Origin of the sequence: Bacillus sp. FSL R5-0447 (assembly GCF_038606125.1) — a bacterium.
GTDB classification, from domain to species: Bacteria; Bacillota; Bacilli; order Bacillales; family Bacillaceae; genus Bacillus; species Bacillus velezensis.
The window spans coordinates 1,263,771-1,290,257 of sequence record NZ_CP152012.1 but is presented as its reverse complement, the minus strand read 5'-3'; the positions used below and the strand labels follow the sequence as shown (position 1 = coordinate 1,290,257).

Here is a 26,487-nt window from a genome sequence, read left to right as displayed (position 1 = left end):
TGTTGTTGTCTCTCTGACATTTATAATTATATATCCTGCTTAGCCGTTCGTCAACACTTTTTTTATCAAAAATAAAAAAAGGGGCGGCGCTCAATTGGCGGCGCCCTTTTCGTTTATGATCTGACTTTGGCGGGAGTTATTTTTTTCAATGCCTGTTCGAAGTCGCGTTCTAAATCTTCGGCGTTTTCGACTCCGACGCTCAGGCGCAGAAGGCCGTCTGTGATGCCGCGTTTTTCCCTCTCCGCTTTCGGCATGGCTGCATGCGACATGGTTGCAGGGTATGAGAGAATGGATTCAACGGCGCCGAGGCTGACCGCAAATACCGGAAGAGATACATTTTCGACCAGCTTTTTGACGGCTTCTTTGCTTTCCAGTTCAAAGGACAGGACGGCGCCCGCTCCGGTTGCTTGCCGTTTATGGGTATCGGCTCCCGGGTGTCCGGCAAGGCCGGGATAATAAACGTTTTTGACGGCGGGGTGCCCGTCAAAAAAGGCAGCGAGCCGTTCAGCCGTCCGGCTCGCTTTTTCCAGTCTGACCTGCAATGTTTTTAAGCCTCTCAATACGAGCCAGCAGTCCTGTACGCCGAGCACCGCTCCAAACGAGTTTTGCAGCTTATACAGCTGATTGCCGAGCTCTTCATCCTTGACGGCGGCAAGGCCTGACAGCACATCGCTGTGTCCGCTTAAAAATTTCGTCGCACTGTGGAGCACGATATCTACACCGAGATCAAGCGGACGCTGCAGAGCAGGCGTCATGAAAGTATTGTCAAGGTATGTCAGACAGCCGTGATCCTTTGCCAGTTTGACGACGCCCTTAATATCCGTGATGCCGAGCGTCGGATTTGACGGTGTTTCCATATAGATGGCTTTCGTGTTCGGGCGGATGGTTCGGGCGACCGCTTCTGTGTCCGTCATATCGACAAAGGTATGTTCAATTCCGAAACGGGACAGAACCTCAGTCACCATGCGGAATGTTCCGCCGTACACATCCTCCGTGACGAGGACATGGTCGCCTTGGGATAAGAGCAGAAACGCCGTCGAAATCGCCGCCATTCCCGAGCTGAAAGCAAAGCCTCTCGTTCCGCCTTCAAGACCTGCGATCGTTTCTTCAAGCGCTGTTCTTGTCGGTGTGCCTGAGCGGCTGTAGTCATATGTCCCGAATTCTTCAAATGAAGACTGATGGAATGTGGAAGCATGCTGGATCGGGACGCTGACGGCTCCGGTGGCTCCGTCTGTTTTAAATGGATTGTGCACGAGCTGGGTTTCCAGCGTCCAATTGTGATTACTCATATGACACGGCCCCCTCTTTTACTTGCTGTAATGCCTGCTTTACATCCCGCTTCAAATCTTCTGCATGTTCAATGCCCACTGAAAATCTCAGCAGACGGTTGCAGACGCCGTTTGCAATACGGATGTCTTCAGGAATATCCATGTGCGTCTGTGTCGCGGGGTATGTAATAAAGCTTTCCACCCCGCCGAGACTTTCTGCGAAACAGATCGTTTTCAGCGCCTTTAAAAACGGATTGACCCATTCCTCTTTTTGCAGCCGGAAAGACAGCATCCCGCCTTTTCCGGGATATAACACGTCGGCGATTTCTTCTTCCTGTTCTAAAAATTCCGCAAGTTCACGGGCGTTTTCTTCATGACGGCGCATTCTGAGTCCGAGTGTTTTCATCCCTCTCATTAAAAGCCACGAATCAAACGGCGAAAGAACGGCGCCGATCGCATTTTGGTGATTAAACATGATCTCGCCGAGCTCTTCATCCTTTACGACAGCAAGACCGGCAAGGAGATCATTGTGCCCGCCTAAATATTTTGTGGCGCTGTGAATGACGATGTCCGCTCCCAGTTCAAGCGGACGCTGGAGCACCGGGGTATAAAACGTATTATCCACAATCAAAAGCAGGCCGGCTTCTTTCGTAATCCGGGCGATTTTTTCAATGTCCGCCTCCTGCATTAACGGGTTTGTCGGCGTTTCAACAAATACCGCTTTCGTGTTTTCCGTTATTTTGGAGCGTAAACAGTCTTCATCGCTGAAATCATCGTAAATAAAGCTTAAGCCGTATTTTCTCCATTCGTTTTCAAACAAACGGTACGTGCCTCCGTATAAATCGGAGGATACAATCAATTCATCCCCGCTTTTAAATAAAGCCATAATTGTTTGAATGGCTGCCATTCCCGAGCTGAAAGCAAAGCCTCTCGCACCGTTTTCCAACACGGCGATAGCGTCTTCAACGAGCTGGCGTGTCGGGTTTTTCGTACGCACATAATCAAAGCCTGTAGATTCTCCAATTCCTCTATGGCGATAAGCGGTGGACAGATAAATCGGCGGACTGACCGTTCCCGTTGCTTCTTCGCTTCTATTTCCGATTTGGGCTAATTTTGTATCAACATGCTGCGTCATCAGTAAGCACCATCCTTTTTCAAAAATAAAAAAGCCCCCTCTTCATAAGAAGAAGGAGCTTTTCTCTTCCTCTTATCTTCCAAGCATGTGAATCGCTTGCTGGATTTAGCACCTTGGCACTTTGCCTTCCCGCGGCAAAGCAAACCGGTTGCTGAGGTTTCAAAGGGCCAGTCCCTCCACCTCTCGTGATAAGAATATTGTTTTGTATTTTCTGATTGTTCTATATTAACGCACTATAAAATGAATTTCAATAACTTTTTATTTATCTGAACTCTCGCAAGAAGTGCATCTGAAGAAAGAAATTTCTAATAATTCATGGTACAATAGGAAAAAACCATCAAGACAAGAAGCGGCCTGGAGGAATGCGAAGTGGCATCAAAAAACGGAATCATTCATGAGAAAAAACTTTTCTCCCATGAGCTTGAAGAGGAAATGACCGTTTTGGTCTACCTGCCCGCCACCTTCTCCCCTCTGTATAAATATCATACGGTCATCGCTCAGGACGGCCATGATTATTTCAGATTAGGGAGAATCGGGCGGCAGGCGGAAGAGCTTATGTCAAAAGGGGAAATTGACCGCTGCATCATTATCGGCGTCCCTTATAAAAATGTGCGGGAGCGAAGAAACACATACCATCCAGAAGGCTCTAAATTCGCCTCATATAAGCGGTTCATCGCAAATGAGCTCGTTCCTTTTATCGACAAAGAATACCCGACTTATCAAGTCGGATACGGCCGCACCATGATCGGGGATTCCCTCGGCGGAACCGTTTCGCTTATGACGGCGATTGACTATCCGAACATGTTTGGAAACGTCATCATGCAGTCTCCGTATGTTGACGGGCACGTGCTGGATGCCGTCCGGCAGTCGGAGGATCTCAAACAGATTTCCGTTTATCATCAAATCGGAGAAAAAGAAACCGGCGTTCACACGACAGACGGCCAGGTTCTTGATTTCACCGCGCCGAACGAAGAGCTCAAACAGCTGCTGGAAAGCAAACAGTCTGAATACACGTATGAAACCTTCGACGGGGATCATAAATGGACCTACTGGCAGCCGCTCATCACGCCGGCGCTGAAAAAAATGCTGTAACCATTCATTTAAGGAGGGAACTTTCATGAAATACGGTATTGTTTTATTTCCATCAAAAAAATTACAGGATCTCGCAAATTCGTACCGGAAACGCTACGACCCGAGCTACGCGCTCATTCCGCCGCATCTGACGGTAAGAGATCCGTTTGAAGCGACAGAACAGGAAATCGAGCAGGTCGTATCACAACTGAGACAGACGGCGAAAGAGTCGCATCCGCTCGTTCTGAAAATCACAAAATACAGCTCGTTTTCTCCTGTGAATAATGTGATATATATGAAAGCAGAGCCGACGGAGGAATTAAAATCTCTGAGTGAGAAATGCTACTCAGGAGCATTATCCGGCGAGCCGGAATACAGCTTCGTTCCGCATGTCACGGTCGGCCAGAAGCTGTCGTCAGATGAACATTCCGACGTACTCGGACAGCTGAAAATGCTGGACATTTCCCACGAAGAAGTCATCGACCGTTTTCACTTGCTTTATCAGCTGGACAACGGATCATGGACTGTGTACGAAACATTTTTATTAGGCGGAGGAGAATAACTGCTTGGAATCCATCATCGCAAAAACTGAAAAACAGCTGAACGACGCTTTTTTCGTCAGAAAAGAGGTCTTTGTTAAAGAACAGCACGTTCCGGAAGAAGAAGAGATTGATCAATTCGAAGACACGTCAGAGCATATAGTCATATATGACGGCGGCCAGCCGGTCGGAGCCGGCAGATGGCGCTTGAAAGACGGGCGTGGAAAATTAGAGCGCATCTGCGTAATGAAAAGCCATCGTTCTTTAGGCGTCGGAGCCATCATGATGCAGGCGCTTGAAAAAGCGGCGGCAGCCAAGGGCGCCGGCAGCTTTATCTTACATGCGCAGACGCAGGCCGTTCCGTTTTACGAAAAACAAGGATACCGCGTCACATCCGGCGAAGAATTTCTCGATGCGGGCATCCCCCATCTGGAAATGATAAAGGAACACAAACGATAAAATCAAAAGCACTCCTGTTGATATGGCAGGAGTGCTTTTTTTATGAAAATAATACTATTTCATGAATTTTATTGCATTTTATGGAAGGTTAATGTATGTTTAGTATACGAAGTATTACAATTCATACAAAAAATACAATTCATATTTCGGAGGGATAAACATGACGGCACCAAAAGGAAAACACATATTCGGGACTGTTAAAGTGGGCACAAAAGGACAGATTGTCATTCCTAAAGAAGCAAGAGATGTTTTCGATATAAATCCGGGGGATTCACTGCTTATGCTTGGGGATGACCAGCAAGGTATCGCACTTGTTAAACAAGAACTCTTTTTCGAGTTTGCAAAAGATATTTTAAACGCTAAGCAAATCGACGCAGATAGCGAGGATGAGTAAATGCACGCGATTGAGCTGAAGCAATTAACGAAACATTATAAAGAAACCGCCGCCGTTGACCGTCTTGAGTTCTCAGTTGAGAAAGGGGAATTTTTTGCTTTACTCGGTGAGAACGGAGCCGGAAAAACGACATTAATCAGTATGCTTTGCGGACTCCTTTCTCCGGATGACGGTGATGCATCAGTGCTTGGACACAGTATTTTGACTGATTTAGATAAAATAAAACCGAAATTGAATATGTCCCCGCAGGAAACAGCTATCGCTCCTCATCTAACCGTACGGGAAAACTTAGAGTTTATAGCCGGTGTCTACGGAATTCCGAAAAAAGAAGCAAAAAAAAGAACAGATGAGATGCTCGAATTGTTTCAATTAAAAGAGAAAGAAAGAGCAAAAACCAAAACATTATCAGGAGGAATGCAGCGCCGGCTCAGCATCGCAATGGGAATGATCACCAAGCCGGATATTTATTTCTTAGATGAGCCGACATTAGGGCTGGACGTCCGTTCGCGCCGCGAGTTGTGGAAAAATCTTGAGGCATTAAAGGGTGACATGACGATTATTTTAACGACACACTATTTAGAAGAGGCTGAAGCCCTGGCAGATCGTATTTGCATTTTAGAAAATGGGACTTTAAAAGCACTGGGTACGGCGGAGGCCCTGAAAAAGCAAACTCATTCAGCTACATTTGAAGATGCCTTTTTAGCGATTTGTGACGGGGAGGCGGGTCTTTATGCTTGATTTCGCCATTCGCAACCGCAAAGAAATTTTTCGTGACCCCCTGTCTATTATCCTTGGAATCGCACTGCCTGTTATTCTATTGTTTCTGTTTACGGCGATTGAAAAAAATGCGCCGCTTGATACCTTTAAAATTCAGCATTTAGCACCCGGACTCATTGTTTTCGGTTTCGCTTTCCTTACGATGTTCTCTGCATTGCTGATCGCAAAAGACAAACAGACCGCCCTTTTGACCCGTTTGTTTGCTTCCCCTTTAAAAACAGCCGATTATGTCATCGGTTATGCAATGCCGATGATGCCGTTAGCCATTTTACAAATCGTCATTTGTTTTATCGCAGCTGCTGCTGCCGGTTTATCCGCCGAGTGGATGAATCTTCTCGCAGGTATCGCTGTCTTGCTGCCGATTGCGATGATGTCCGTTTTCTTCGGTTTATGTTTAGGGGCTGTGTTTACGGACAAACAAATTTCAGGTATCGGAACGATTTATATTACACTCGTGCAATTTCTGGGCGGGGCTTGGATGGAGGTGAGCCTGCTCGGTGACACATTCAAACATATCGCTTATGCCTTACCGTTTATTCACTCGATCGAGCTGGCCCAGGAAGTCATATCCGGAGATTATTCTTCCTTTCATCAGCATATTTGGCCGATAGCGGGATATACCGTTTTGGCGCTTGCACTTGCTTTCCTCAGTTTTATGAAAATCAGGAAGAGATAAAAAAAGCCGGCACTCCGTAATGGGAGCGCCGGTCTTCTTTATTACGTTTCTTTCAGAAGGCTTATCGTATGCGGCAGCAGACGATCATCCCCCGGACTGCCATGGCCCGGAACGACAATGCTGATGTCCTGATATCTTTTCATGACTTTGCGGACGGCGCGCGGCCACTTATCCGGATAAAAGCCCGGAGTAGGCACGATTTCCTTTGTTTCTAAAGCCTTGATTAAGCAACCGCCGAATAAGAGCTTATCCTCAGGCAGCCAGACGGTCATATTGTCTTCCGTATGCCCTTTTCCCGGATAAAACGTTTCAATTTTCATATCGCCAAACTGCAGCTTTGTCACGTTTTTCAAATCTCCGAGCGGCCGGTCATATCCCTGCTCTCGGGCGAAGTCGGCGGTCAGCTTCGTGCTGTGCACCTTTACGCCGTATTTGTACAGGGTGTTCAGCCCGCCGATACGATCATCATGGGCGTGTGTCACAATGGCATCGGTCATCCTTTTGCCGGGAAACCGCTTTTTTATTTGTGTCATTAATTGCTCTGTGAGACTGTCATTCCACGGAGTATCAATCAGTACGATTCCTTTGGAAGTCTCAAGAAGCAATCCGTTCGCAGGGACGGGACTTCCGTCTGCCGTACCGGTGCTTGTATGCATCCAAACATGCGGCGCCAGCTGTGTGAGAGTGACACCTTTTGCTGCGAAGCCCTCCGCAGCGTCTGCCGGTTTCATTCCGGCAGTAAAGAGGCCGAATAGAAATAACCCCGCAATTCATAATGAAAGCTTTCTCAAATTGAATCATTCCTTTCCGCATCTTTTATATATACGACTCAAAAAAACCCGGATATATCCGGGCTTTTTCACACGTATTGATTTATTAACCGGCCTTTTCCCATGATTTGCGGCAGACGGGAAAGAGAGCGCTTACGTTTTTCCTCATGTACTTTCTTTTCTGCGGCTGCGGTGTTTTCCTGGCGGCGCTCCACCTCTCTGTACACCCTGTCATTGGCGAGGGCGGCCGCTTTCGTAATGCCGGCGTAATCAGGCTTATAACCCGCTGCCCGGTTTGCGTATTGAGAATACTGCTGGTTTTGAATCCGTCCTGCATAAATCATATGTACCCCTCCCCTTCGCTTTTCATTTCCCTTAATCTTACTTTTTGAAACGCTGTTCTTTTGTTATGATATTCTTTGTCTATCAAATGGATGAACACCTTTTAATGGGAGGACCCCTTTTTGAAATGCGCCCGACTGAATAACCGAACGATACATTTACATACATATTCTAGAGAACATTACCAATTCCTTTTTGAAGAAGCTCAGAAAGGAAATATTTTTTGCGCACATTGTGAGCAGCCCGTCTTGATGCGGCTTTCGATTTTAGAGCAGCCGGCATTTTATCACCGGCAAAAGGGAGACTTCACCGCCTGTGAAAAAGCATGCGCGGCCGAGGAACCACTAGCGGAGAAAGAAAAAGAAGAGTATAAGGAAGCCGGCATGTTCCGCCTGCCGAAAGGAAAAGCGATTTCAGAGAATCCGAAACCGATCGTCTCAGAATGGAAAAGCCCGAAAAAAGTTCCTGCGGCCGAACCGTTTTCACCAACATCCGAGGCGGCTGATACATCTTTGTTCCCCGGCATCGGCCTGAACCGTGAACAGATGAAGGCAGTTACTGAAACGGACGGGCCTTTATTAGTGCTTGCCGGAGCAGGAAGCGGAAAAACAAGGGTGCTGACAGCACGCGCCGCCCATATGATTGAACACCTCGGCATTTCACCTGAGAATATGCTGCTTGTGACCTTTACGACAAAAGCCGTCGCCGAAATGAAAGAGCGGATGGCAAATGAGTACGGTCTGGCAGCCGGAAAAGTCTCCCGTCTCGTGACAGGAACATTCCACAGCTTTTTCTATAAAATACTCTATCATTATGATTCTTCAAAATGGAACGGCAGCCAGCTTTTAAAAATGGAGTGGCAAAAAGAGCAATATGTGAAAAAGGCGCTCTATGAAGAACATTTGGATGAAAAAGAGTTTCCCGTCGACCAGGCGCTTCAGCTTATCGGCTGCTGGAAAAACACGTATCTCCCCCATGAGACCATTCCGCTTGCGGACGACTGGGAGAAAAAAGTGTACAGGCTCTACGAACATTACGAAAGGCAGAAGCGGGAAAAACGGCAATTTGATTTTGATGACATGGCCCAAGGCTGTTATGAACTGTTTCAAAGCCGGCCTGATATTCTCGCGCAGTACCAAAACAGATTTTCTCATATTTTGATTGATGAATTCCAAGATATCAATCCTGTCCAGTACAACATTATGCAAATGATCGCAAGCCCTGAGAATAACCTGTGCTGCGTGGGTGATGACGACCAATCCATTTATGCATTCCGCGGCAGCAGCCCGTCTTTCATTCTTGACTTTCAAAAGGACTATCCGGCAGCAAAGACCATTTACTTAACGGCAAATTACCGCTCGCCGCATCCGATCGTCTCAAGCGCTCATGCCGTCGTAAAGAAAAATAAAAAACGGTATGAAAAAACACTTTCTGCCGTCAAAGACGGCGTTCACAATCCCGTGATGTTTTTTCCTTACGATGAAGAAGAAGAAGCGACCATGATCGTTTCGGATATGAAAGAGAAAATTCAAAACGGGGCGAGTCCTGACGATTTTGCCGTGCTTTACCGGACAAACAGCGCCGGACGGGCCATTTATGAAAGACTGCACCAATCATCGATTCCTTATCATGCCGACCGGGGCGTGCAGACGTTCTACAGCCGCAGAATCGTACGCCAGATCCTCGCCTACTTATATGCGAGTCAGAATGAAGATGATCCGGATGCGGTGAAAGACCTGCTGCCCGCCTTATTTTTAAAGCAATCCGCCCTGCAAACGTTAAAGGCGCTGTCAATCACGGAAGATTGCACGATGATTAAGGCACTGACGAAACTGCCTGACTTGAAGCCTTTTCAAATAGGGAAGATCAAGCAGATCGTTCCGTTTTTCGCAAGCATCCGGACAATGAAGCCGGTTGAAGCCATCACCTTTGCAGAAAGCAAAATGGGTTTTTCCGAGTATTTAAAAAAACGGGGCAATGAGGGAAACAAACTGGAAAAAGGCTCTGATGATCTCAGGGATGTCAAAGTGGCCGCCAAAAAATTCAAAACCATTCCCGATTTTCTTGCGCATGTCGATCATATGCGCGCCGCTGAGAATCTGAAAACCGATGAAAACGGCGTCGAACTGCTGACCATTCACCGCTCTAAAGGTCTTGAATTCAATACGGTCTATATTTTAGGCGCGGCTGACGGCTCGATCCCCCATGACTTCGCGCTTGAGACGGCGAGACAGGGCGATCCCGCTCCGCTCGAAGAAGAAAGACGGCTTCTGTATGTCGCAATGACAAGGGCCATGCAGCATTTATATGTATCTTGTCCCGCGTACAGGCGGGGAAAAACAGCGCGCAGCTCAAGATTTCTCGAGCCCCTTCTTCGGACGGACAGACGGAGCGCACTCAGGATATAAAGAACCCGGCAGATCACTGCCGGGTTCTTCTCACATAAAAAGGCCTTTTTAGCAAGGCCGGCTGACGCCTATTTATTGTTCAGCATTTTAGAAATGGTGCCAAAATCAAGTTTCTCTTTACCGCTTGTAATAGATTGAACGATTTTGTCTTCCAATTCTTTCGGAACACGCTTGTTAGCCAGCTGGGACACCTTCTGAATGACGCCTCTCACCGTGTTTTCATCTTTGAAATTGGCATTTTGCAATGATCCTGCAAGGTTCATGACATCCTTCATGCTGACGCCTGTTTTCTTCTCAATATTTTTGAAAAATTGATTATCCATGGTGTGCCTCCTTTTGTGGAGTAATACGATATTGTATGAATAAAGAGCGGAACATGTGCCCGTAAGACAAGGAAAAAATTCCGAGTGCCCCGTCTCTATACTCCTTCATACATCAGGGAAGCACGGGACTGAACGGTCCCGCGCTTATCCAAGGTCTTGCTAAGGTTTAGCCAAAAAAGGATGCACCGACAATGATCAGAAGGATGAACAATACGACAACAAGAACAAATGTTGAGCCGTATCCGCCTCCGACATAGCCGCCTCCGTATCCGCCGCAGCCGCCATAACCGCCGTAGCCGCCGCCGAATCCGCCATATCCGAATCCCATATCTAAGCACCTCCTTTACTCTCTATACTCTATGTGAGCCGACTTGTTTGGCTTGGATAAATGCATAGGGCCGGTGCGGATTTCGTTCATTTTAGTGAGAATGCTCATTTTTCTTCAGTTTTGCTTCTGTTTCGGCGGCAAACACATCTATCCATTCCTCAAAGCGCGATCCCGCTTCATCAAACTCAGACAGCTGTTTTTCAATAGATAAGATATATTTGTCATGCTCCCGCTGGTTTTGATTGTGCCGGCGGTATTTACCGTTTATGAATGATTCAAATATATTCATAACATCCCCTCCTCCTATGATCTATGCCGAACAGGGGCCGGCGTTCGGCAAAAAACAAAAAAACCGGAAGCTCCGGTTTTTTAGAAAACGGCTATTTCGGTTTTTTCTTTTGGCCGCAGCCGCAGCCTTTTTTCTTGATTTTTTTTTCGTAAGGCTGATGCACAGTTGATTTGTATGGAGAATGTTGGGAAGGTTTGCTTGATTGATTCATGGTGATCCTTCCTTTCCTTATGTCATATATGCCAGTTTATGCCGAAAGTGACGGTAAGTTGCTGGTGGAACCGCCTTATTCCTGCAGAAGACGGGAAACCGCAGCTTCAATGATTCCGGCCGCGCCGGCTATGGCTAACAGCAAAATCAGCCATTGCGCGGCCCCGGGTACCACAATCTGCGCCGCAATTAAAAAGGCGGCACACCACACGCCCGTACACCAGTAGCAGCTGAGAAGTTCACCGATAAATGCCCTGATGCCTTTCCCTTTTATGACAATGTAGGTTTCTGTCGTGCCGTCGGGTGCGGTTTCTGTTTTTTCCTCGTGAAAAAGGCTCCGAAGCGGCGCCATAATGGTGTCAAATACGAAAAGCCTGGCCAGCCGGAAAACGGCAAACGATAACAGAATAAATGAAAGCCAATTGATAACCACCTGTTCACTCCTTTTCAAAACTTGACCTCTTTATACATATGCGAAAACCCTGATCTTCATGAATCGCACCTTGTCCGGTAAAAAAATAGGTGCGGTTTAGTTGTTTTTCTTATTCCGCTCGGCGTTTCATTTGCATTATATAAAGTATGAATGAGAAAGGAGTGAAGGTTATGTCGTTTGAAGAAAAAGTCGAAACACTGCAACCGCAAATATACGAACAATTATCCAACGAATTCGAGCAGACGATCGAAGTGATTGATTGCGAAAATGTCACAATAGATACAACACATATAACGGCCGCTCTTTCTATACAAGCCTCAGTTACTACGGCGATTATCCTTGCGACACAGCTCGCGATCGCAGATGAAGACACAGCCGACCAAATAGCAACCGAACTGCTGATCCTGGATGATTGCCAAATAAAAAAGAGGACCGTCATTCAAGTCCTGAACAGCCGCAATATTAAAATCACACTGACTGCAGACGATATTATGGCCTTTGTACAAATTTTGTTTCAATTATTAAATATACTTTTTGCTGAACTAGACATCCTTTAACCTTTCTTTTCAAATATTTAAATAGAGGTGAGAACAAATGGCAGATAACGAAAAATTAAAAAAAGAACTCGAAAATCTACCAGAAGTGGATCCGCTTTTAAAGGTGCTTGTCAGCAATGTCTTCAAAAAACACGGCGTGACAAAAGATAAAATGCGGGAAATACCTGATGAAGAAAAAGAAATGCTGATCGCATTAGTCAAAGACATGCAGGCAAAAACAGAAGCTTTTCTTGAAAGCCAGAAACAGAAAAAAGAGCAGGAAAAAGCGCAAGATCAGCAGACCAATCCGCAAACCCGCAGAGAACAATTAATCGAACAGCTCCGGCAAAGACGCCAAAATCCCGGTCAATAACTAAAAAATAGTGATTTTTATCAGGATAGATGCCTGAGTCAAAGTAAGGGGCCGGCTCATTTAATATTAGTAAAAGAAAAGGAGGAATAGATATGGAAAGCAGACCATACTCTTGGGTTGCACTTGATCCTGAATGCGAACATCCGCGAGAAGAAAAAGAAGAAAAAGAAGGCAGAAGATGCAGTGTTTGCTGTAACGGAAACGGATTCGGCGAAGATAATGCCTTCCTTGACCAAGACCTTGCTCAAGCGAATCTCAACAAACAAGTTTCTGAAGAAGCGATTATTATCAGAGACTCTTGTGATATCAACGTAACGTCAACAGACGTTCAAGCAGTCGCTTCAGTCATGACAGCGATTAATGCAGCAGTCGTAACGGCCACTCTCACTTCAATCGCTGACGGAGTCATCGCTGAATTGGTCGCACAAGACTTATTGCAGCTAACAGCTAACAAACAAATCAACCGTCAAAAACTGCTCATCGAAAACTCCCGCGGCGTAAACGTGACAACAGTAGATGCCGATATCGCAGTATTGATCTCAACAGCGACAAATTTACTGATTGCTGTCTTAGTCATCACCCTTGTCCTCTAAAAAGAAAAAGCAGAGCTAAAAATGCTCTGCTTTTTCTTATTTTCTCCGCATATGATGAATATATAGACGTTCACCCACACCAAGTGAGGCTCGCGTACATATGTTGTTAAAGACAAAAGTCAAATACCCTAAAAGAAGGAGCTGAAATCCATGAGCTGCGGAAAACACCATGGCCGAGATGAAAGTTGTGTATGCGATGCAGTCGAGAAGATTTTAGCAGAACAAGAGGCTGTTGAAGAACAATGCCCGACTGGATGCTATACGAATCTTTTGAGCCCGACGATTGCAGGTAAAGACACCATTCCGTTTCTCGTATTTGATAAAAAAGGCGGATTGTTCTCCACATTCGGGAACGTCGGAGGATTTGCGGATGACAGCCAGTGCTTTGAGTCCATTTTCTTTCGTGTAGAAAGACTATGCGATTGCTGCGCGACGCTTTCAGTATTGCGCCCCGTAGATGTGCACGGCGACACCCTCAGCGTCTGCCATCCTTGTGATCCTGATTTCTTCGGTTTAGAAAAAACAGAATTTTGCATTGAAGTTGATCTGAGCTGCTTCAGCGCCATTCAGTGCCTTTCACCCGAGCTTGTTAACCGGCCTGCGCCGCACAAAGAGAAAAAGCATCACGGATAGTCATTGATTCGCATCTTTCCTAAAGAAGAATCCCCTTCCAACCTTCTATTACAGATGCAATCATCAGCCCGCCCGGACTTCCGGGCGGCTGACTCTCCGATATCGTTTAAACCGGTACCATTTAAAACGTGAAGTCAGGAGGGATATTATGAGCAAGCATACAACATACTGTGTGCGTGAAGCGGTAGAAAATATTGAAGACCTGCAAAATGCGGTTGAAGAAGATTGCCCGACAGGCTGTTATTCTAACCTTTTATCTCCGGCTTATACATTAGGCGATACAGTGCCGTTCGCCATCTTCACCTCAAAATCGAAACCGTTCACCGCATTCGGAAACGTCGGCGAGCTGGATAACGGTCCGTGCTTTAATACCGTTTTTTTCAGAGTTGAAAGGGTCTGTGACGGCTGTGCCACATTAAGCCTGCTTATTGCTTTTGACGAGCATAAGCACATTCTTGATTTTACAGATAAAGACTCTCTCTGCGATGTATTCCGTTTAGAAAAAACGAACTATTGCGTTGAAGTCGATCTCCATAGCTTCTGCGCCATCAATTGCCTGAACCCGAGACTGATCAACCGCACACATTCTTAAAACAAAAAGCATAAAAATAAGCTGCCGGATGAAAGAATTCAGGCAGCTTTTTGTATGGTTAAAATCCAAGCGGATGCAGCGAGGTAATATCGTCTATTGCGAGTTCTGCCGGCGCTCCGTTGCTTGTCGTCCGCAGGAAGATCGCATTATTTTTTCTGCCGACGATTACGCCTCTGTAGGTTTTCCCGTTGGCTTCTATCAGACAAAGGGTCCGCGGCATATTATGCGGCAGCTTCGTTAAGAAATCAATTTTTTCAAGAATGGACATTCTGCTCATCGGCTTTTTCACGCGCTTTGGCGGAACCTTTTCCTCTGGGGCGGCATTGTGAACCGCTTCAGGCTCTTTTTTAGCGGCGTCGGGCTTGGCAGTGTCCTGCTCCGCTTGCGCCGGAACTTCTTGAACGGCTTCTTCTGCGCGGCTGTGCTGTTCAGGTACTTGCTTTTCTGGTTCGACAGCCACTGCTCCTTCAGGCTGAGTTTGACATTCTTCCTCCCGCTTTCCATGCATCGGCTCTTCTTCCGGCAGCTGAGGCGCTTTCCTTTTTTTGATTAATATGTCCTGCATTGATGATTGCGTGTCTGAATAATCCGCCTGAACAATATACATGAGCGGTTTTTTTTCCGCGTTTCTGTTTTGTTTTGACATCTTCATCCCTCCGATTCTGTCATGTTTTATTTATATGACGGAATGATTAAAATCAGAAGAAAGAAAAAAGCAATCCCTGAAAGGGACTGCTTGTTATTTAACGTGCGGTAATATGGAATCCTGAATCAACGTGAAGATTTTCGCCCGTGATGCCTCTTGACAGGTCACTGAACAAGAATGCAGCCGTGTCGCCCACTTCTTCAGGTGTTGTCGTGCGGCGCAGCGGCGCGCGCTCTTCAATTTCTTTCAGGATGGAGTTGAAATCACTGATTCCTTTTGCAGACAGCGTACGGATCGGTCCTGCTGAAATGCTGTTGACGCGGATGTTTTCTTTTCCTAAGTCAGCGGCTAAATATCTGACGCTCGCATCAAGAGACGCTTTTGCCACACCCATTACGTTATAGTTTGAAACGACGCGCTCTCCGCCGAGGTAAGTGAGTGTAACGATGCTTCCGCCTTCAGTCATAATCGGACGCGCCGCTTTTGCGACCGCTGTCAGAGAGTAAGAACTGATGTTATGCGCAAGCAGGAATCCTTCGCGGTTCGTATTTAAATATTCGCCGACAAGCTCTTCTTTGTTTGCGAACGCGATGCAGTGCGCGATGCCGTGAATCACGCCGACCTGCTCTTTAATGCTCGCAAAGCAAGTTTCGATCTCAGCGTCATTTGTCACATCACACGGAAGGATGATGGAATCATTTCTTTCTAATGTAGCCGCAAGGTCATGAACTGATTTTTCCAAGCGCTCTCCCGCGTAAGTGAAAATGAGGCGCGCTCCGGCTTCATGCAGCGAACGGGCGATTCCCCATGCGATACTGCGTTTATTGGCAACGCCCATCACAACGATGTTGCGGCCTTCAAGTGAGAAATTCATATGTATAAAGCCTCCTGTAATCGTCTTAAAGACATAGTTTTAGTACCTGATCTTAATTTTTATCATATCATAACCTTGTCCAGATTGAAAGCATGGGAAAAAGACCGCGGATGTTGAAGCGGTCTCTTTTTTATCTCGTCTGCAGACTGTTCCTTTTAAAGGCAAAATGATTGGTCGGGCCGTGTCCCTCTCCAATGCCAAGCGTATGTTCCACGGCTTCCCGCACAAAATTGACGGCTGTCTCAAACGCGGTCTGAATGTTTTTCCCCTTTGCCGTTTCCGCCGTCAGCGCGGCTGCGAACGTGCAGCCTGTTCCGTGGGTGTGTTTGGTGTCAATATAAGCGTGACTGATTTGGGTAAAAGACGAACCGTCAAATAATAAATCAACGATCCTCCCCTGTTCAGGCTGGTGTCCGCCTTTTATGATGACATGCTTTGCACCAAGCTTGCAAAGGCGTTCGGCCGCTTTTTTCCGGTCCTCAAACGTGCGGATTTCCATTCCCGTCAATACCTCAGCTTCCGGAACATTCGGCGTCACCGCATAGCTGCGCGGAATTAACAGCTCTTTTAACGCGGCCTGAGATTCCTCACGCAGCAGGGAAGCGCCTCCTTTGGCAATCATGACGGGGTCGGTGATGAGATGATCAAGCCCGTACTGATCCGTTTTTTCCGCAATTTCCGCAATCATTTCCGCGCTCCACAGCATTCCCGTTTTTACAGCGTCAGGCCGCAAATCTTCCGCCACCGCGTCAATCTGGCTGCCCAGCGCTTCCCGGGTGAGCGGATAAATGCCATGAACGCCCAAAGTGTTCTGGGCGGTGACCGCTGTAATGGCTGACATCCCGAAAACGCCGAGCTCCTGAAAGGTTTTGAGATCCGCCTGTATACCGGCGCCGCCTCCTGAATCTGATCCGGCAATCGTCAATGCTTTGCATATGCTCATGATGTTTTTCTCTCCTTTCGCATTATCCGATCCATTTATGATAAAAGGATTTCGCTCTGCTGATATCACTTGTGCCGTGTATTAATGCTCTGCCGTCTCGAAACAGTACCATCTTGAAATTGTCTTTGCAAAACGAAATTAAATACGGGTTGGCTGAAACATCAAGCCCTGTCCGTCTGAGCTGTCCCGCAAGTTTTTGCAGATCAAACTGTTCAGAGATCCCCGCTCTGATCTGCACCGTGTTCCGCCCGCACAGAACCGCCGCTTTTGTCTGATTTTCATAGGATAAAAACGGATAATCGTTTGTGCCGCAGCTTGGGCAATCAGCCGACTTAAGACGGGCGACGTTTATTTCTGACCGTTCATTTTTCCATAAATCAAAGGAACGGAGAACATGCTCGATAGATCCGCCCGTTAACAGCTTCAGCGCATCTGCTGCCTGAAAAACGGCCGTCTGCAATACAGCCGGGCTGATGATTCCCGCCGTATCGCATGTCATACCGCCTAAAGGCAATGTCTCAAGCAGACAATGAAGGCACGGCGTTACACCGGGAATGACGGTAAAAGAGAGCCCGTAGCTGCCGACACAGGCGCCATACAGAAAAGGAATCCCTTTCTGCACAGCCGCATCATTCACAATCAGTCTTGTTTCAAAGTTGTCGGCGGCATCCACGATGAGGGAGGCGCCACGAATCAATCCGGGTGCGTTTTCCGCAGTGACATCCATGACAAATCCCTCGACCTCTACATCACTATTTATAGATCGAAGCCGTTTTTCAGCCGCCGCGGCTTTCGGCATTTCCTGTCTGACATCGTCTTCGGTATAAAGCTGCTGGCGCTGGAGATTACTCCACTCCACATAATCTCTGTCAGCGATCGTTACCTTCCCGACCCCTGCTCTGACAAGCATCTCCGCACTTGCCGTCCCAAGCGCACCCGCGCCGATAATCACGGCATGAGACGACCGGAGCTTCTCTTGGCCGGAGGGACCGATCGGCTGAAACAGCTCCTGTCTGGAATATCTGTCCGTCATACCGGAAGACCGTCTCGCGGACTGCTTGCAGTTCCGTAATCTTTCACCGGAATTCTCCCGGCTTCATAAGAAAGGCGGCCCGCTTCTACGGCAAGCTTCATCGCCCGGGCCATCTTGACCGGATCATCAGCGCCTGACACAGCGGTATTTAACAGCACGCCGTCAGCCCCGAGCTCCATCGCGTAGGCGGCGTCTTTTGAAGATCCGACGCCGGCATCGACAATGACCGGCACCTTCGCCTGTTCAATGATAAAGGATAGATTCAGCGGATTTAAAATTCCCTGACCGGAACCGATCGGCGAAGCACCCGGCATAATGGCATGCACCCCGAGCTCCTCAAGACGTCTTGCGAGCACGACATCATCTGACGTATACGGAAGCACGATAAATCCCTCTTCGAGCAGCTGTTCTGATGCTTTCAGCGTTTCAACCGGATCTGGCAAAAGTGACCGGCTGCATCCGATGACTTCTACTTTTATCATGTCACAAAGCCCTGAAGCTTTGGCAAGCCTTGCGATTCTGACCGCCTCTTCAGCCGTTGCGGCGCCGGCCGTATTCGGCAGAAGCGTGTATTTAGACAAATCAAGCTGTTCGAGAAAGTTAGGCTGAGACTCTTCAAAGATGTTCATCCGCCTTACCGCAAAGGTTAAAATATCTGATTCCGAGACGGCCACCGCCTCTTTCTGAATCTCAAAACTCGGATATTTCCCCGTTCCTAACAGCAATCTTGACTGAAACTGTTTTCCGCCTATTGTTAACATCCTCATCCGCCTCCTACAAAATGGACAATTTCTATGACATCGCGGTCACACAAACTTGTATTTTCATAATTCTTTTTTTCAATGATTTCTTTATTTCTCTCCACAACTACGATTCTTTGATCAAGCTGGTACGATTCAAGCAAATCCTGAACCGTCCCCTCTTTTCGATTCCAATCAATTTGTTTTCCGTTCAGCTGAAGGATCATATATGAACAGCCTCCTTGCGATCAATTCGAAACGCTTCTTCCCATTCCTGTTTAATCTGTCTTTCCAGGATCATATCCCGCACCATTTCAGCCGTTGCCGGTGCCAACAGGATGCCGTTCCGAAAATGGCCGGCGGCGAAGATGATGCCGCTGTCTTCAGGATGCCGCCCGATAAACGGCTTTCCGTCTCTTGTTCCCGGCCTGAGCCCCGCCCAAAACCGGTCTATTTTCATATGTTCGATGGCGGGAAGCATGGTTTTCGCTTTTGCAATGACGGCCTCAATTCCTCCGATGTCAGGCGTATCGCTCCAGTCGTCCTGTTTCATCGTGGCGCCGATGACAAGCCGGCCGCTTTTTCTCGGGACGACATAACAATGATCATGGTAAAGGGTTTTGGTCAGCGGGATATCGTCATTCCACACGGAAAGGCATTCTCCTTTCACAGGAAAAAAAGGCTGTCCCAAGCCGAGCTGGCTGAAAAACCGGCCGCTCCATACCCCGCTTGCAACTGCGACTTTGTCAGCATAGACATCCCCGCCGGACGTTGTGATGCAATATTCTCCGTTCACCCGTTTTACGGAGGTGACTTGTGTATGCTCATATATATCAGCGCCATAGCGCCGCGCTCCTTTTGCATACGCTTTGCAGACATAGTACGGTTCGACATGGACATCGTCTTTTATATAACTTGCGCCGAGAATGTCTTTTGAAGCGTAAGGCTCTTTTTCAAGGGCATCTTCCGCTGAAAGCCAAGTGACGGAAGGCAGATCATCCATCTTCCGTAAACGGGCGATATCTTCTTCGGTATACGCCAGTTTAAGCATTCCGCCGTTATGGCGCCTGATGTCAATGCCGCAAGCTTCCTCAAGCTCTTGCCCCGCCGCTTCATACAGCCTTTGACTGTGCATGGCAAAATCAAAAAACGCATCCCGGTTTTCACATTCCGCATGAGCGCCCAGCATTCCCGCGGCAGCGCTTGTCGTTTTTCGGCCGACTTCTCCGGCTTCAAACAAGACAACGTTCTGCTGCGTCTTCGCCAGCTCATAAGAAATGGCGCACCCGATAATTCCGCCGCCGATCACCGCCGTATCATAGTGATTCTTCATAATCGGCCTCCCTTACCGCGCGTGCATACCGCTTTGCCGCCTCCTCAGGATTTTCAGCTGAGAAAATACCTGACATGACGGCAATTCCGTCCGGTTTCGCCTGCTTTGTGTGTCCGATCGTCTGCAGTGTCATTCCGCCGATTGCGATGACGGGGATGGAAAGCGTGCGTTTGATCTCTGAAAGCAGGCTGATGCCTCTTGCTTCAAGTCCTTGTTTACATTCGGTTTCAAATATATGGCCGAACACCACATAATCCGCATCTTCCTTTTCAGCTTGGATGGCTTCTTCCAGCGAATGAACCGAACGTCCGATATGAAGATGGGGAAATCTGCTTCGCACCTGCTTTACGGAAAAGCTGTGGGACGGAAGCTGAACACGGTGTATATTGGCAAAAAGCGCGATATCCGCCCTGTCATTGATGATCAATTTGTCCTTATCCGCACCGCCCTTTTTCAAAAGGGACAAAAGCTGCATGATCTCTCCCGCTGTTTTATCCCGCTCACGGATATGGATAAAGCTTACTTCGCGCTGAATCGAAAGAATATCCTCGGCCAGCTCGGCAACGGGTTTGCGATTATCAGTTACCGCGTGCAGCTCCAAAAGATTCCACCTCTTTTCCGCCCTTCTCGGACCAGCCTTCTTTTTGATAGGCCATTCCCCAAAATTGATATTCATAATAGCTTGAAATCACAAAATTCTCTTTCATTTTCGCGCGGATGTCCTCTGTGCTGTTTTCAGCAATCTCGTCAAAACGGCTGATCTGTTCTTCGACCTGCTGTCTGAACCAGTCTCCGCCGTATGTACCGATCCATTTTTCATAAATCGGATGCTCCGGTTTGCACTCCTTTAAGTGTTCGCCGACTTCATAATAAAGCCAATAACAGGGCAGAAGCGCAGCTAATATTTCTCCAAAATTGCCGCTCATCACCGATCTGTACATATGAGACGTATAAGAATAGGCGGTCGGTGCCGGTTTAAATGCCGCACGCTCTTCTTCCGTAATCCCTAAAAGCTCCGTAAACTCGCGGTGCAGCGCCATTTCCGCTTCATATGTCCCTTGAGCGTGGCCCGCCATCCTGCCCGTCGTAAACAAGTCTTCGGCATATGCGGCGCCGAACGCCTGAACTTTTGCAAAATGCGTCAAATAGTAGGAATCTTGCAGCACGTAATAGCTGAAACGGTCTATCGGCAGGCTTCCGTCACCGATTCCCGTTACAAACGGATGAACAAAACTTCCGTCCCACCATTCGGCAGCCGCCTGTCTGCATTCTTCAGAAAATGTCATTATGTCTTCCCCCCTGATAAAATAAAAAAAACCACCTTCCCGCATCGGAAAAGTGGTTTGGAATTTAAATGGATAAAAGGAACCCCAAAAAAATACCGCTCCACTTCCCTACGCAGGTCTGAACCTGTTCAAGTTATGAGGGTCTAAAAGTCTCACTTTTATCTCAGCCCTTATGAAGGACACCCCTAGTGGTCATACGATTATTGATTTATTTGTTATGCCTTCTATATTATCACGAATTGCAATTTGGTCAAGTTTCAAGGATTTTTCTCAGTTCCGACACGTAGTTGCGCGAGCCCGTGACGATGAGACGGTCTCCTGTTTTCAGCCGCGTGTCTCCGTGCGGAACGATGCTGTCCACACCTCTGAAAATCCGGACGAAAATCACATCGCCCATCAGCGGAAATTCCCGCAGAATGATGCCGTTATACGCCGGGTTTTCCAGATTGATCTGATATAACGAAGACTCCTCATTCGTCAGGAGGCTCATCACGCCCGGCGCCTCAATTAATGCGCGCAAGAGCGTCTTTGTAGACAGAAGGATAGAAAAAATACTGATGCCCTCTTCTTTCAGTTTTGTTTCATGCTCAACCGAGCCGACGCTTGCGATGATACGCTCAGTCCCTTTCTCTTTCGCTATTAAGGCGATTTCGGCGTTCACATCTTCATTTCCCGTCGCCACGACAAGAATATCCGTTTTGAAAATACCGTGCGACTCAAGCGTTCCGGGCTCGTAATCAGAAATCGTGTCAACCGAAAAAACGGATTCCGCAAGCGTTTCCCCGGCATTTTCCTGATACACATGGACGACCCGTACTTCATATTCCTCCTCAGGCAATTCCAGCGTAACCGGAAGCGTCATTTGGTTGGCGCCGATAAATGTAATGCGCTTTTTTTCCTGCGGCGCACTTTGCCGTTTGTATAATTTCTTAAAGCCGATCGGTGTGATGATGCTGGCAATAACCGCAACTAAAGTCAGCGCGCCGGACATATTGGCGCTGATAATGTGGAGCCTTTCTCCGATCGTAGCCGCCGCGATAACAAGCGACAGCGTGGACGTCAGCAAAAAGCCCGTAGCAAACACGGTTCTATTGTCATACCATTTCTTTAAATAAAACACCGGGAACATCTTGCTGATAAACAGCGCAAGCAGAAGCAGCGGAATCATCGTTAACGTTTTCGGATCTTGGAAAAGCGTCCAAATGTCCAATTTCACCCCGACCATGACGAAAAAGATCGGAATTAAAAACCCGTAGCCGAATGAATCCAGCTGTTCCACCATTTCTTTATTCGGAGACAGAAGCGATACCAGAACGCCTGCCAAAAACGCGCCGAGAATATTTTCCGCCCCGAGAGATTCCGATAAAGCGACAAGCACGATAATCAGTGTGAAAATGGCTCTCGTGCCGATCTGCACGGTGCCTTTAGACATCGACTGCACAAATGAACGGTGTTTAAAGATCCTGCCGAAGAAATAAAGCACGACCCCCGCGGCAAAGAGAATCAACAGAAGCCACATATTTCCGCTGTCTTCTCCGTAAAGAGAAGAGAAGAAAGCGAGCAGAATCATCGTAGCCAAGTCCGCGATAACGGCGACAAGCAGGATGATCTGGCCGATATTGGAGTTCATGATCCGTTCTTCCTTTAAAGTCGGGACCACCACACCGAGTGATATCGTCGAAATAATAAGCGTCATTAAAAATGCGTTTTGAATAAAACCGGCTAATACAAAGGCATAGGACAGCAGCAATGATAAAATAAAGATGCCGAAAAAGATAATCAGTGCGGCAGAAAACGTGTTGGGCGCTTCCTTGCCGTTCGGAAGGAATTGTTTTTTCTTCCCTTTCTCAAATGAAGAAAAATCAATTTCCAAGCCGCTTAAAAACATTAAAAAGATAAAGCCGAGAACAGACAGCGTCTCCAGCCACGTGTCTCCCTGAACGACAAGATTCAGGCCGCTTTTTCCGATAATAAGCCCCATGATGATCTCCGCGACGACGACGGGGATGCTGAGCTTAAACCGATGTAAAAGGAGCGGCGTCAAAAAAGCGACGATCAGAACGACGACTAAAGATGCGACTGATGTGTGTTCCATTCGTAAATACCTCCTTAAAACAAGGGTTATAAAAGCCCGCTTTAAGCGGGCGAAACCTTACTTTTTTTTAAAAACATAACGCATATTCTAACAAGGCTGAACGCGAAAAAAAAGTGATAAGGCTTTATTTCTTCAATTCTTTTTTTAATTTGTGCAAAAACAGCGTAATTAGGTATAGGAATTAGCCCCATAATAAATAAAAAACCGTTAATAAGGAGGCTGACACGAATGGCTTATGACATCATCAGCGATATACACGGATGTTATGACGAAATGATCGCGTTAATGCAAAAGCTCGGATATGAAGTGAAAGACGGAACGCCCGTCCATTCTGAAGGCAGGACGCTTGTCTTTGCGGGGGATTTAACGGACAGAGGCCCAAAATCCGTAGAAGTGATGCGTTTTGTGGCAAAAGCATATGAAAAAGGAGCCGTCCGTTATGTCCCGGGAAATCATTGCAACAAACTGTATCGTTACTTAAAAGGAAACCCCGTAAAAGTGATGCACGGACTGGAAACGACGGCAGCCGAACTGAAAGAGCTGTCTCCCGCCGACAGAACGGAAGTCTCCAGACAATTTATCCGCTTATATGAGTCAGCGCCGCTTTATGACATTTTACATAATGGCGATCTCGTTGTCGCCCACGCCGGCATAAAAGCTGACGATATCGGTAAATACTCGCGTAAGGTAAAAGAATTTGTTCTGTACGGCGATATCACGGGTGAAACGTATCCCGACGGCAGACCCGTCAGAAGAGACTGGGCCGCCGCTTATGAAGGCAAGGCATGGATTGTTTACGGCCATACCCCTGTAAAACGCCCCCGGATCGTCAACCGTACAATCAACATTGATACAGGATGCGTCTTCGGCAATCAACTGACAGGCTTTCGCTTTCCGGAGCATGAAACCGTCTCTGTGGAAAGCTCAATGCCCTATGATGCTTCACGATTTCGCGAGGATCACGGAAGGCAGGCATGAAAAAAAGCCCGAAACCGGCAAACGGTTCGGGCTTTACATGTGTTCAATTAATGTTTTCATATCGTCAGGCACCGGAGCGTGAAAAACGAGCGTTTTTCCGGTCATGGGGTGTACGAATGAAAGCCGCTCACTGTGAAGAGCCTGCCGCGCAATTCCCTCATTTTTTCCGCCGTACAGTGTATCACCGACTAACGGGTGGCCGAGGTAGCTCATGTGCACCCGGATTTGATGCGTCCGCCCCGTTTCCAGCCGCAGGGCTGCAAGCGTAAACGCATGTCCCGCTTTTTCCGTTTGAAAATGCGTCACCGCTCGTTGTCCCTCCGGCGTTACCATCCGCTCAATAATACTGTCGTGTTTTCTTCCGATGGGCGCGTCCACCGTTCCTTCCTTCTGCAGCATGACCCCATGTACGACAGCGAGATACCGCCTGCTGACAAGCCCCTTCTTCTGCGCTGCCGACAAAAGAGAATGGGAAAGCCGATGTTTGGCGATTAGCATCGCCCCCGATGTATCCCTGTCAAGGCGGGTGACAAGATGAACCGTTGATTGTATGCCGCTTTTTCGGTAGTGGCTGATCACTCCGTTAGCGATGCTCTCCGACGGGTGTTCTCTTGATGGAATTGAGGAGACATACGGCTGTTTATTGATCACAAGCACATGGTCATCTTCATAAAGAATATCAAGAGGAACCGGCTCAGGCAAAAGCGTTTCACTCACATGCTCCTTCGGAAATTCAATCTTAAGCACGTCTCCTTCCGCTAACACGGCGCGGACGGTTACATGCTCTCCATTCACAAGCAGGTCTCCCCCGCCAAATTTAATGTCAGCGAGAAGCCGCTTTGAAATGCCGAGCTGCGCCGTATATTCTTTTACCGTCATGCCGGCTTCCCGGGCAGTCATGTTCTTTTGGATAAAAAAGTTGTCCAATCCGTTTCCTCTTTCTATTCGCCTTTTCCGATAAAGGAATCCTGCACCCTTTTCCAAAACGGAAAAGGACGGAATCTTGCAAATCTGACTTTTTCATTTGCCACACGGCATAGAATGGACTTGACATCCTTATGCAGCAAGGTTAAATGATCAATTGTGACTTGAAAGTCGACGTCGTTTCTCGGTTTGATGACACAGTTATGATGATCGGGAAGCAAAAGCGGCGAGCCGACAGTCCTGAACACTCTGTTGTTGATGGATGCCATTTCCGCAAGCTGAATCGCTCTGATGGAAGGGTGGATGATCGCGCCGCCTAACGCCTTATTATAAGCCGTGCTTCCGGAAGGTGTGGACAGACATAAACCGTCTCCCCTGAACGTTTCAAACAGCTGGCCTTTAATTTCCACGTCAGCGACGAGACTGCCTTCTATGCTTTTGATCGTACATTCGTTCAAAGCCAGATACCGCTCCTCACGCTCTTCATCATGATAAGTGACAATCACCTCAAGAAGGGGATACTCCACGGTATGATACGGCGTTTTGGCAATGGCCAGAACGAGCTTTTCTATCTCCTGCGGAACCCAATCGGCATAAAAACCCAAATGCCCCGTGTGAACTCCGACAAACGCCGTTTTATCGAGACGGTCGCTGTACCTGTGAAATGCGTAAAGAAGCGTTCCGTCACCGCCGACGGAAATCACGATTTCCGGCTCTTTTTCATCCAAGGTCATATCAAAATCGAGTAAATACGCCTGTATTTTGCTTTTCAGTGTATCTGAAACCTCGTCTCCTTTTGAAGAAACGGCAAATTTCATGCCATTCCCCTCCTTTCCTACTGGCGGTCTCCCGCTTTTTTCTTTCGCGAGAACGCCGCTTGGGCTTCCTGGATTTCTCCGCGGATTTCTGACATTTCTTCATCGAGCCGGGATGCGGCTTCTGAGGCCCGCTGCAGCCTCAGCTTTACTTTTTCGGGAATGTTCCCGCTGTATTTGTAATTCAGTGAATGCTCAATGGTTGCCCAAAAGTTCATGGCAAGCGTCCGAATCTGTATTTCCACAAGAACGTGCTTTTCTCCGGACGTTGTTTGTAAAGGATATAAAACGACAAGGTGGTAAGACCGATATCCGCTTTCCTTATGCTCTGCTATGTAATCCCGCTTATCCACAACGGTAAAATCTTTTCTGGCAAACAGCATATTTTTGACGATCTGGATATCATCGACAAATTGGCACATAATACGCAGCCCCGCGATATCCTGCATCGTTTCAATCTGATGAAGCGGTATGCTTTTTCGTCTCGCTTTTTCAAGTATGCTCGCCACCGGCTTCACGCGGCCTGTCACAAACTCAATCGGTGAGTGGTCATCTTCATACTCATAAAGGGTTCTGACGCCTTTCAGCTTCACCTTTAATTCTTCAACAGCCTGGCGGTATGGCGCTAGAAATTGCTCCCATTGTTTGTCATCCATCGTACATCCCCCAAT

34 protein-coding genes and 2 riboswitches are annotated in these 26,487 nt (G+C 47.5%); of the genes, 13 read left to right on the top strand and 21 right to left on the bottom strand.

From position 1 onward, the window contains the following. Nucleotides 1-113: 113 nt before the first annotated feature. Together metC and NYE68_RS06725 are read right to left on the bottom strand one after the other, a co-directional pair. Nucleotides 114-1,289, bottom strand: coding sequence for a cystathionine beta-lyase (metC, locus tag NYE68_RS06730; protein WP_324635940.1), 1,176 nt, complete (start codon nucleotides 1,287-1,289; stop codon nucleotides 114-116). After that, nucleotides 1,282-2,403 (bottom strand): methionine biosynthesis PLP-dependent protein, encoded by a 1,122-nt coding sequence (locus NYE68_RS06725; protein ID WP_015417234.1) that lies wholly within the window; start codon nucleotides 2,401-2,403, stop codon nucleotides 1,282-1,284. Before NYE68_RS06725 ends, metC begins: the two co-directional genes overlap by 8 nt. A gap of 69 nt (nucleotides 2,404-2,472) precedes the next feature. Beyond that, nucleotides 2,473-2,598: riboswitch (SAM riboswitch) on the bottom strand. 174 nt (nucleotides 2,599-2,772) lie between these two features. Between NYE68_RS06725 and NYE68_RS06720 the strand changes: the two genes are divergently transcribed. The 6 genes from NYE68_RS06720 (at nucleotide 2,773) to NYE68_RS06695 (ending at nucleotide 6,319) form a co-directional block, all read left to right on the top strand. Beyond that, nucleotides 2,773-3,495 (top strand): esterase family protein, encoded by a 723-nt coding sequence (locus NYE68_RS06720; protein WP_007409075.1) that lies wholly within the window; start codon nucleotides 2,773-2,775, stop codon nucleotides 3,493-3,495. A gap of 25 nt (nucleotides 3,496-3,520) precedes the next feature. Then, entirely contained in the window at nucleotides 3,521-4,036 is a 516-nt protein-coding gene (locus tag NYE68_RS06715; RefSeq protein WP_021494998.1) for a YjcG family protein, read from the top strand. A gap of 4 nt (nucleotides 4,037-4,040) precedes the next feature. Next, nucleotides 4,041-4,472: a GNAT family N-acetyltransferase gene (locus tag NYE68_RS06710; RefSeq protein ID WP_324635941.1), complete on the top strand. Its 432-nt coding sequence runs from the start codon at nucleotides 4,041-4,043 to the stop codon at nucleotides 4,470-4,472. A gap of 160 nt (nucleotides 4,473-4,632) precedes the next feature. After that, nucleotides 4,633-4,866, top strand: coding sequence for an AbrB/MazE/SpoVT family DNA-binding domain-containing protein (locus NYE68_RS06705; protein WP_003154973.1), 234 nt, complete (start codon nucleotides 4,633-4,635; stop codon nucleotides 4,864-4,866). Continuing rightward, nucleotides 4,867-5,604, top strand: coding sequence for an ABC transporter ATP-binding protein (locus NYE68_RS06700; protein WP_007409079.1), 738 nt, complete (start codon nucleotides 4,867-4,869; stop codon nucleotides 5,602-5,604). It begins immediately after the preceding gene. After that, nucleotides 5,597-6,319 (top strand): ABC transporter permease, encoded by a 723-nt coding sequence (locus tag NYE68_RS06695; protein WP_324635942.1) that lies wholly within the window; start codon nucleotides 5,597-5,599, stop codon nucleotides 6,317-6,319. Before NYE68_RS06700 ends, NYE68_RS06695 begins: the two co-directional genes overlap by 8 nt. 41 nt (nucleotides 6,320-6,360) lie before the next feature. Here the strand turns inward: NYE68_RS06695 and bla are convergent, their stop codons facing one another. Together bla and NYE68_RS06685 are read right to left on the bottom strand one after the other, a co-directional pair. After that, nucleotides 6,361-7,050: a subclass B1 metallo-beta-lactamase gene (gene bla / locus NYE68_RS06690; protein ID WP_324635943.1), complete on the bottom strand. Its 690-nt coding sequence runs from the start codon at nucleotides 7,048-7,050 to the stop codon at nucleotides 6,361-6,363. A gap of 128 nt (nucleotides 7,051-7,178) precedes the next feature. Then, entirely contained in the window at nucleotides 7,179-7,433 is a 255-nt protein-coding gene (locus NYE68_RS06685) for a hypothetical protein (protein ID WP_020955647.1), read from the bottom strand. Nucleotides 7,434-7,553: 120 nt separating this feature from the next. On the opposite strand from NYE68_RS06685, the gene NYE68_RS06680 reads away from it, so the two are divergent. Then, nucleotides 7,554-9,839 carry an ATP-dependent helicase gene (locus NYE68_RS06680; RefSeq protein WP_224463095.1) on the top strand — a complete coding sequence of 762 codons (2,286 nt, stop codon included), beginning with the start codon at nucleotides 7,554-7,556 and terminating at the stop codon, nucleotides 9,837-9,839. Nucleotides 9,840-9,907: 68 nt separating this feature from the next. Here NYE68_RS06680 and NYE68_RS06675 read toward each other — a convergent pair whose 3' ends face one another. The 4 genes from NYE68_RS06675 to NYE68_RS06660 all read right to left on the bottom strand — a co-directional run bounded on the left by NYE68_RS06675 (nucleotide 9,908) and on the right by NYE68_RS06660 (nucleotide 11,422). Beyond that, nucleotides 9,908-10,162, bottom strand: coding sequence for a stage VI sporulation protein F (locus NYE68_RS06675; RefSeq protein ID WP_003154986.1), 255 nt, complete (start codon nucleotides 10,160-10,162; stop codon nucleotides 9,908-9,910). 166 nt (nucleotides 10,163-10,328) lie between these two features. Beyond that, nucleotides 10,329-10,490 carry a YjcZ family sporulation protein gene (locus NYE68_RS06670; protein ID WP_007610678.1) on the bottom strand — a complete coding sequence of 54 codons (162 nt, stop codon included), beginning with the start codon at nucleotides 10,488-10,490 and terminating at the stop codon, nucleotides 10,329-10,331. A gap of 91 nt (nucleotides 10,491-10,581) precedes the next feature. Next, nucleotides 10,582-10,779, bottom strand: coding sequence for a hypothetical protein (locus NYE68_RS06665; RefSeq protein ID WP_012117306.1), 198 nt, complete (start codon nucleotides 10,777-10,779; stop codon nucleotides 10,582-10,584). A gap of 286 nt (nucleotides 10,780-11,065) precedes the next feature. Beyond that, nucleotides 11,066-11,422: a DUF1360 domain-containing protein gene (locus tag NYE68_RS06660; RefSeq protein WP_061861361.1), complete on the bottom strand. Its 357-nt coding sequence runs from the start codon at nucleotides 11,420-11,422 to the stop codon at nucleotides 11,066-11,068. 170 nt (nucleotides 11,423-11,592) lie between these two features. Between NYE68_RS06660 and NYE68_RS06655 the strand changes: the two genes are divergently transcribed. The 5 genes from NYE68_RS06655 to cotZ all read left to right on the top strand — a co-directional run bounded on the left by NYE68_RS06655 (nucleotide 11,593) and on the right by cotZ (nucleotide 14,149). Then, nucleotides 11,593-11,979: a spore coat protein gene (locus NYE68_RS06655; protein ID WP_003154992.1), complete on the top strand. Its 387-nt coding sequence runs from the start codon at nucleotides 11,593-11,595 to the stop codon at nucleotides 11,977-11,979. Nucleotides 11,980-12,016: 37 nt separating this feature from the next. Beyond that, on the top strand, nucleotides 12,017-12,331 hold the full coding sequence (locus NYE68_RS06650) for a hypothetical protein (RefSeq protein WP_015239584.1): 315 nt from the start codon (nucleotides 12,017-12,019) through the stop codon (nucleotides 12,329-12,331). 92 nt (nucleotides 12,332-12,423) lie between these two features. After that, nucleotides 12,424-12,924 (top strand): spore coat protein, encoded by a 501-nt coding sequence (locus NYE68_RS06645; protein ID WP_020955644.1) that lies wholly within the window; start codon nucleotides 12,424-12,426, stop codon nucleotides 12,922-12,924. A 150-nt stretch (nucleotides 12,925-13,074) separates the two neighbouring features. Next, the gene (gene cotY, locus NYE68_RS06640) at nucleotides 13,075-13,557 is read left to right on the top strand and encodes a spore coat protein CotY (RefSeq protein ID WP_007409090.1); all 483 of its coding nucleotides are present in this window, start codon (nucleotides 13,075-13,077) and stop codon (nucleotides 13,555-13,557) included. Between the two features lie 148 nt (nucleotides 13,558-13,705). Next, nucleotides 13,706-14,149 (top strand): spore coat protein CotZ, encoded by a 444-nt coding sequence (cotZ, locus tag NYE68_RS06635; RefSeq protein ID WP_007409091.1) that lies wholly within the window; start codon nucleotides 13,706-13,708, stop codon nucleotides 14,147-14,149. Nucleotides 14,150-14,207: 58 nt separating this feature from the next. On the opposite strand, the gene NYE68_RS06630 is transcribed toward cotZ, so the two are convergent. The 10 genes from NYE68_RS06630 to NYE68_RS06585 form a co-directional block, all read right to left on the bottom strand. Continuing rightward, on the bottom strand, nucleotides 14,208-14,795 hold the full coding sequence (locus NYE68_RS06630) for a CotO family spore coat protein (RefSeq protein WP_094032349.1): 588 nt from the start codon (nucleotides 14,793-14,795) through the stop codon (nucleotides 14,208-14,210). A 97-nt stretch (nucleotides 14,796-14,892) separates the two neighbouring features. Then, nucleotides 14,893-15,669, bottom strand: a complete 777-nt coding sequence (gene fabI, locus NYE68_RS06625) for an enoyl-ACP reductase FabI (RefSeq protein WP_003155001.1) — start codon at nucleotides 15,667-15,669, stop codon at nucleotides 14,893-14,895. Nucleotides 15,670-15,799: 130 nt separating this feature from the next. Next, nucleotides 15,800-16,612, bottom strand: a complete 813-nt coding sequence (gene thiD, locus NYE68_RS06620; protein WP_052827264.1) for a bifunctional hydroxymethylpyrimidine kinase/phosphomethylpyrimidine kinase — start codon at nucleotides 16,610-16,612, stop codon at nucleotides 15,800-15,802. Nucleotides 16,613-16,634: 22 nt separating this feature from the next. After that, a complete protein-coding gene (gene thiF, locus NYE68_RS06615; protein WP_012117298.1) occupies nucleotides 16,635-17,645 on the bottom strand; it encodes a thiazole biosynthesis adenylyltransferase ThiF in 1,011 nt (336 codons plus the stop codon). Beyond that, a complete protein-coding gene (gene thiG, locus NYE68_RS06610; RefSeq protein ID WP_007610655.1) occupies nucleotides 17,642-18,412 on the bottom strand; it encodes a thiazole synthase in 771 nt (256 codons plus the stop codon). Before thiG ends, thiF begins: the two co-directional genes overlap by 4 nt. Next, a complete protein-coding gene (gene thiS, locus NYE68_RS06605; protein WP_003155008.1) occupies nucleotides 18,409-18,612 on the bottom strand; it encodes a sulfur carrier protein ThiS in 204 nt (67 codons plus the stop codon). Before thiS ends, thiG begins: the two co-directional genes overlap by 4 nt. Then, nucleotides 18,609-19,718: a glycine oxidase ThiO gene (thiO, locus tag NYE68_RS06600; RefSeq protein WP_324635944.1), complete on the bottom strand. Its 1,110-nt coding sequence runs from the start codon at nucleotides 19,716-19,718 to the stop codon at nucleotides 18,609-18,611. Before thiO ends, thiS begins: the two co-directional genes overlap by 4 nt. After that, on the bottom strand, nucleotides 19,702-20,319 hold the full coding sequence (tenI, locus tag NYE68_RS06595; protein ID WP_324635945.1) for a thiazole tautomerase TenI: 618 nt from the start codon (nucleotides 20,317-20,319) through the stop codon (nucleotides 19,702-19,704). Before tenI ends, thiO begins: the two co-directional genes overlap by 17 nt. Next, entirely contained in the window at nucleotides 20,297-21,004 is a 708-nt protein-coding gene (tenA, locus tag NYE68_RS06590) for a thiaminase II (protein ID WP_015417218.1), read from the bottom strand. Before tenA ends, tenI begins: the two co-directional genes overlap by 23 nt. A gap of 88 nt (nucleotides 21,005-21,092) precedes the next feature. After that, nucleotides 21,093-21,201: riboswitch (TPP riboswitch) on the bottom strand. Between the two features lie 53 nt (nucleotides 21,202-21,254). Beyond that, complete coding sequence (locus tag NYE68_RS06585) at nucleotides 21,255-23,099, bottom strand: monovalent cation:proton antiporter family protein (protein ID WP_015417217.1); 1,845 nt, start codon at nucleotides 23,097-23,099, stop codon at nucleotides 21,255-21,257. A gap of 228 nt (nucleotides 23,100-23,327) precedes the next feature. Here NYE68_RS06585 and prpE point away from each other — a divergent pair, with 228 nt between their 5' ends. Beyond that, nucleotides 23,328-24,077, top strand: a complete 750-nt coding sequence (gene prpE / locus NYE68_RS06580; protein ID WP_007409101.1) for a bis(5'-nucleosyl)-tetraphosphatase PrpE — start codon at nucleotides 23,328-23,330, stop codon at nucleotides 24,075-24,077. 33 nt (nucleotides 24,078-24,110) lie between these two features. Here prpE and NYE68_RS06575 read toward each other — a convergent pair whose 3' ends face one another. Genes NYE68_RS06575 through yjbM form a run of 3 tightly spaced genes read right to left on the bottom strand, consistent with a single transcriptional unit; the run spans nucleotide 24,111 to nucleotide 26,472 of the window. Beyond that, nucleotides 24,111-25,004 (bottom strand): RluA family pseudouridine synthase, encoded by an 894-nt coding sequence (locus tag NYE68_RS06575; protein WP_113766350.1) that lies wholly within the window; start codon nucleotides 25,002-25,004, stop codon nucleotides 24,111-24,113. A gap of 14 nt (nucleotides 25,005-25,018) precedes the next feature. Further along, on the bottom strand, nucleotides 25,019-25,819 hold the full coding sequence (locus tag NYE68_RS06570) for an NAD kinase (RefSeq protein WP_003155018.1): 801 nt from the start codon (nucleotides 25,817-25,819) through the stop codon (nucleotides 25,019-25,021). Nucleotides 25,820-25,836: 17 nt separating this feature from the next. Next, the gene (yjbM, locus tag NYE68_RS06565; protein ID WP_003155019.1) at nucleotides 25,837-26,472 is read right to left on the bottom strand and encodes a GTP diphosphokinase; all 636 of its coding nucleotides are present in this window, start codon (nucleotides 26,470-26,472) and stop codon (nucleotides 25,837-25,839) included. Nucleotides 26,473-26,487 lie beyond the last annotated feature (15 nt).

Coding starts and splice junctions, on each gene's coding strand:
- NYE68_RS06650 (WP_015239584.1), top strand. CDS start 12,017: ATGGCAGATAACGAAAAATTAAAAAAAGAACTCGAAAATCTACCAGAA.
- tenA (WP_015417218.1), bottom strand. CDS start 21,004: ATGACATTTTCTGAAGAATGCAGACAGGCGGCTGCCGAATGGTGGGAC.
- NYE68_RS06570 (WP_003155018.1), bottom strand. CDS start 25,819: ATGAAATTTGCCGTTTCTTCAAAAGGAGACGAGGTTTCAGATACACTG.
- NYE68_RS06675 (WP_003154986.1), bottom strand. CDS start 10,162: ATGGATAATCAATTTTTCAAAAATATTGAGAAGAAAACAGGCGTCAGC.
- bla (WP_324635943.1), bottom strand. CDS start 7,050: ATGAAACCGGCAGACGCTGCGGAGGGCTTCGCAGCAAAAGGTGTCACT.
- NYE68_RS06670 (WP_007610678.1), bottom strand. CDS start 10,490: ATGGGATTCGGATATGGCGGATTCGGCGGCGGCTACGGCGGTTATGGC.
- thiG (WP_007610655.1), bottom strand. CDS start 18,412: ATGAGGATGTTAACAATAGGCGGAAAACAGTTTCAGTCAAGATTGCTG.
- prpE (WP_007409101.1), top strand. CDS start 23,328: ATGGCTTATGACATCATCAGCGATATACACGGATGTTATGACGAAATG.
- thiS (WP_003155008.1), bottom strand. CDS start 18,612: ATGATCCTTCAGCTGAACGGAAAACAAATTGATTGGAATCGAAAAGAG.
- fabI (WP_003155001.1), bottom strand. CDS start 15,669: ATGAATTTCTCACTTGAAGGCCGCAACATCGTTGTGATGGGCGTTGCC.
- cotZ (WP_007409091.1), top strand. CDS start 13,706: ATGAGCAAGCATACAACATACTGTGTGCGTGAAGCGGTAGAAAATATT.
- yjbM (WP_003155019.1), bottom strand. CDS start 26,472: ATGGATGACAAACAATGGGAGCAATTTCTAGCGCCATACCGCCAGGCT.
- NYE68_RS06685 (WP_020955647.1), bottom strand. CDS start 7,433: ATGATTTATGCAGGACGGATTCAAAACCAGCAGTATTCTCAATACGCA.
- NYE68_RS06725 (WP_015417234.1), bottom strand. CDS start 2,403: ATGACGCAGCATGTTGATACAAAATTAGCCCAAATCGGAAATAGAAGC.
- NYE68_RS06645 (WP_020955644.1), top strand. CDS start 12,424: ATGGAAAGCAGACCATACTCTTGGGTTGCACTTGATCCTGAATGCGAA.
- thiO (WP_324635944.1), bottom strand. CDS start 19,718: ATGAAGAATCACTATGATACGGCGGTGATCGGCGGCGGAATTATCGGG.
- NYE68_RS06715 (WP_021494998.1), top strand. CDS start 3,521: ATGAAATACGGTATTGTTTTATTTCCATCAAAAAAATTACAGGATCTC.
- NYE68_RS06630 (WP_094032349.1), bottom strand. CDS start 14,795: ATGTCAAAACAAAACAGAAACGCGGAAAAAAAACCGCTCATGTATATT.
- NYE68_RS06695 (WP_324635942.1), top strand. CDS start 5,597: ATGCTTGATTTCGCCATTCGCAACCGCAAAGAAATTTTTCGTGACCCC.
- thiF (WP_012117298.1), bottom strand. CDS start 17,645: ATGACGGACAGATATTCCAGACAGGAGCTGTTTCAGCCGATCGGTCCC.
- NYE68_RS06585 (WP_015417217.1), bottom strand. CDS start 23,099: ATGGAACACACATCAGTCGCATCTTTAGTCGTCGTTCTGATCGTCGCT.
- NYE68_RS06705 (WP_003154973.1), top strand. CDS start 4,633: ATGACGGCACCAAAAGGAAAACACATATTCGGGACTGTTAAAGTGGGC.
- thiD (WP_052827264.1), bottom strand. CDS start 16,612: ATGAGCATATGCAAAGCATTGACGATTGCCGGATCAGATTCAGGAGGC.
- NYE68_RS06655 (WP_003154992.1), top strand. CDS start 11,593: ATGTCGTTTGAAGAAAAAGTCGAAACACTGCAACCGCAAATATACGAA.
- metC (WP_324635940.1), bottom strand. CDS start 1,289: ATGAGTAATCACAATTGGACGCTGGAAACCCAGCTCGTGCACAATCCA.
- cotY (WP_007409090.1), top strand. CDS start 13,075: ATGAGCTGCGGAAAACACCATGGCCGAGATGAAAGTTGTGTATGCGAT.
- NYE68_RS06700 (WP_007409079.1), top strand. CDS start 4,867: ATGCACGCGATTGAGCTGAAGCAATTAACGAAACATTATAAAGAAACC.
- NYE68_RS06665 (WP_012117306.1), bottom strand. CDS start 10,779: ATGAATATATTTGAATCATTCATAAACGGTAAATACCGCCGGCACAAT.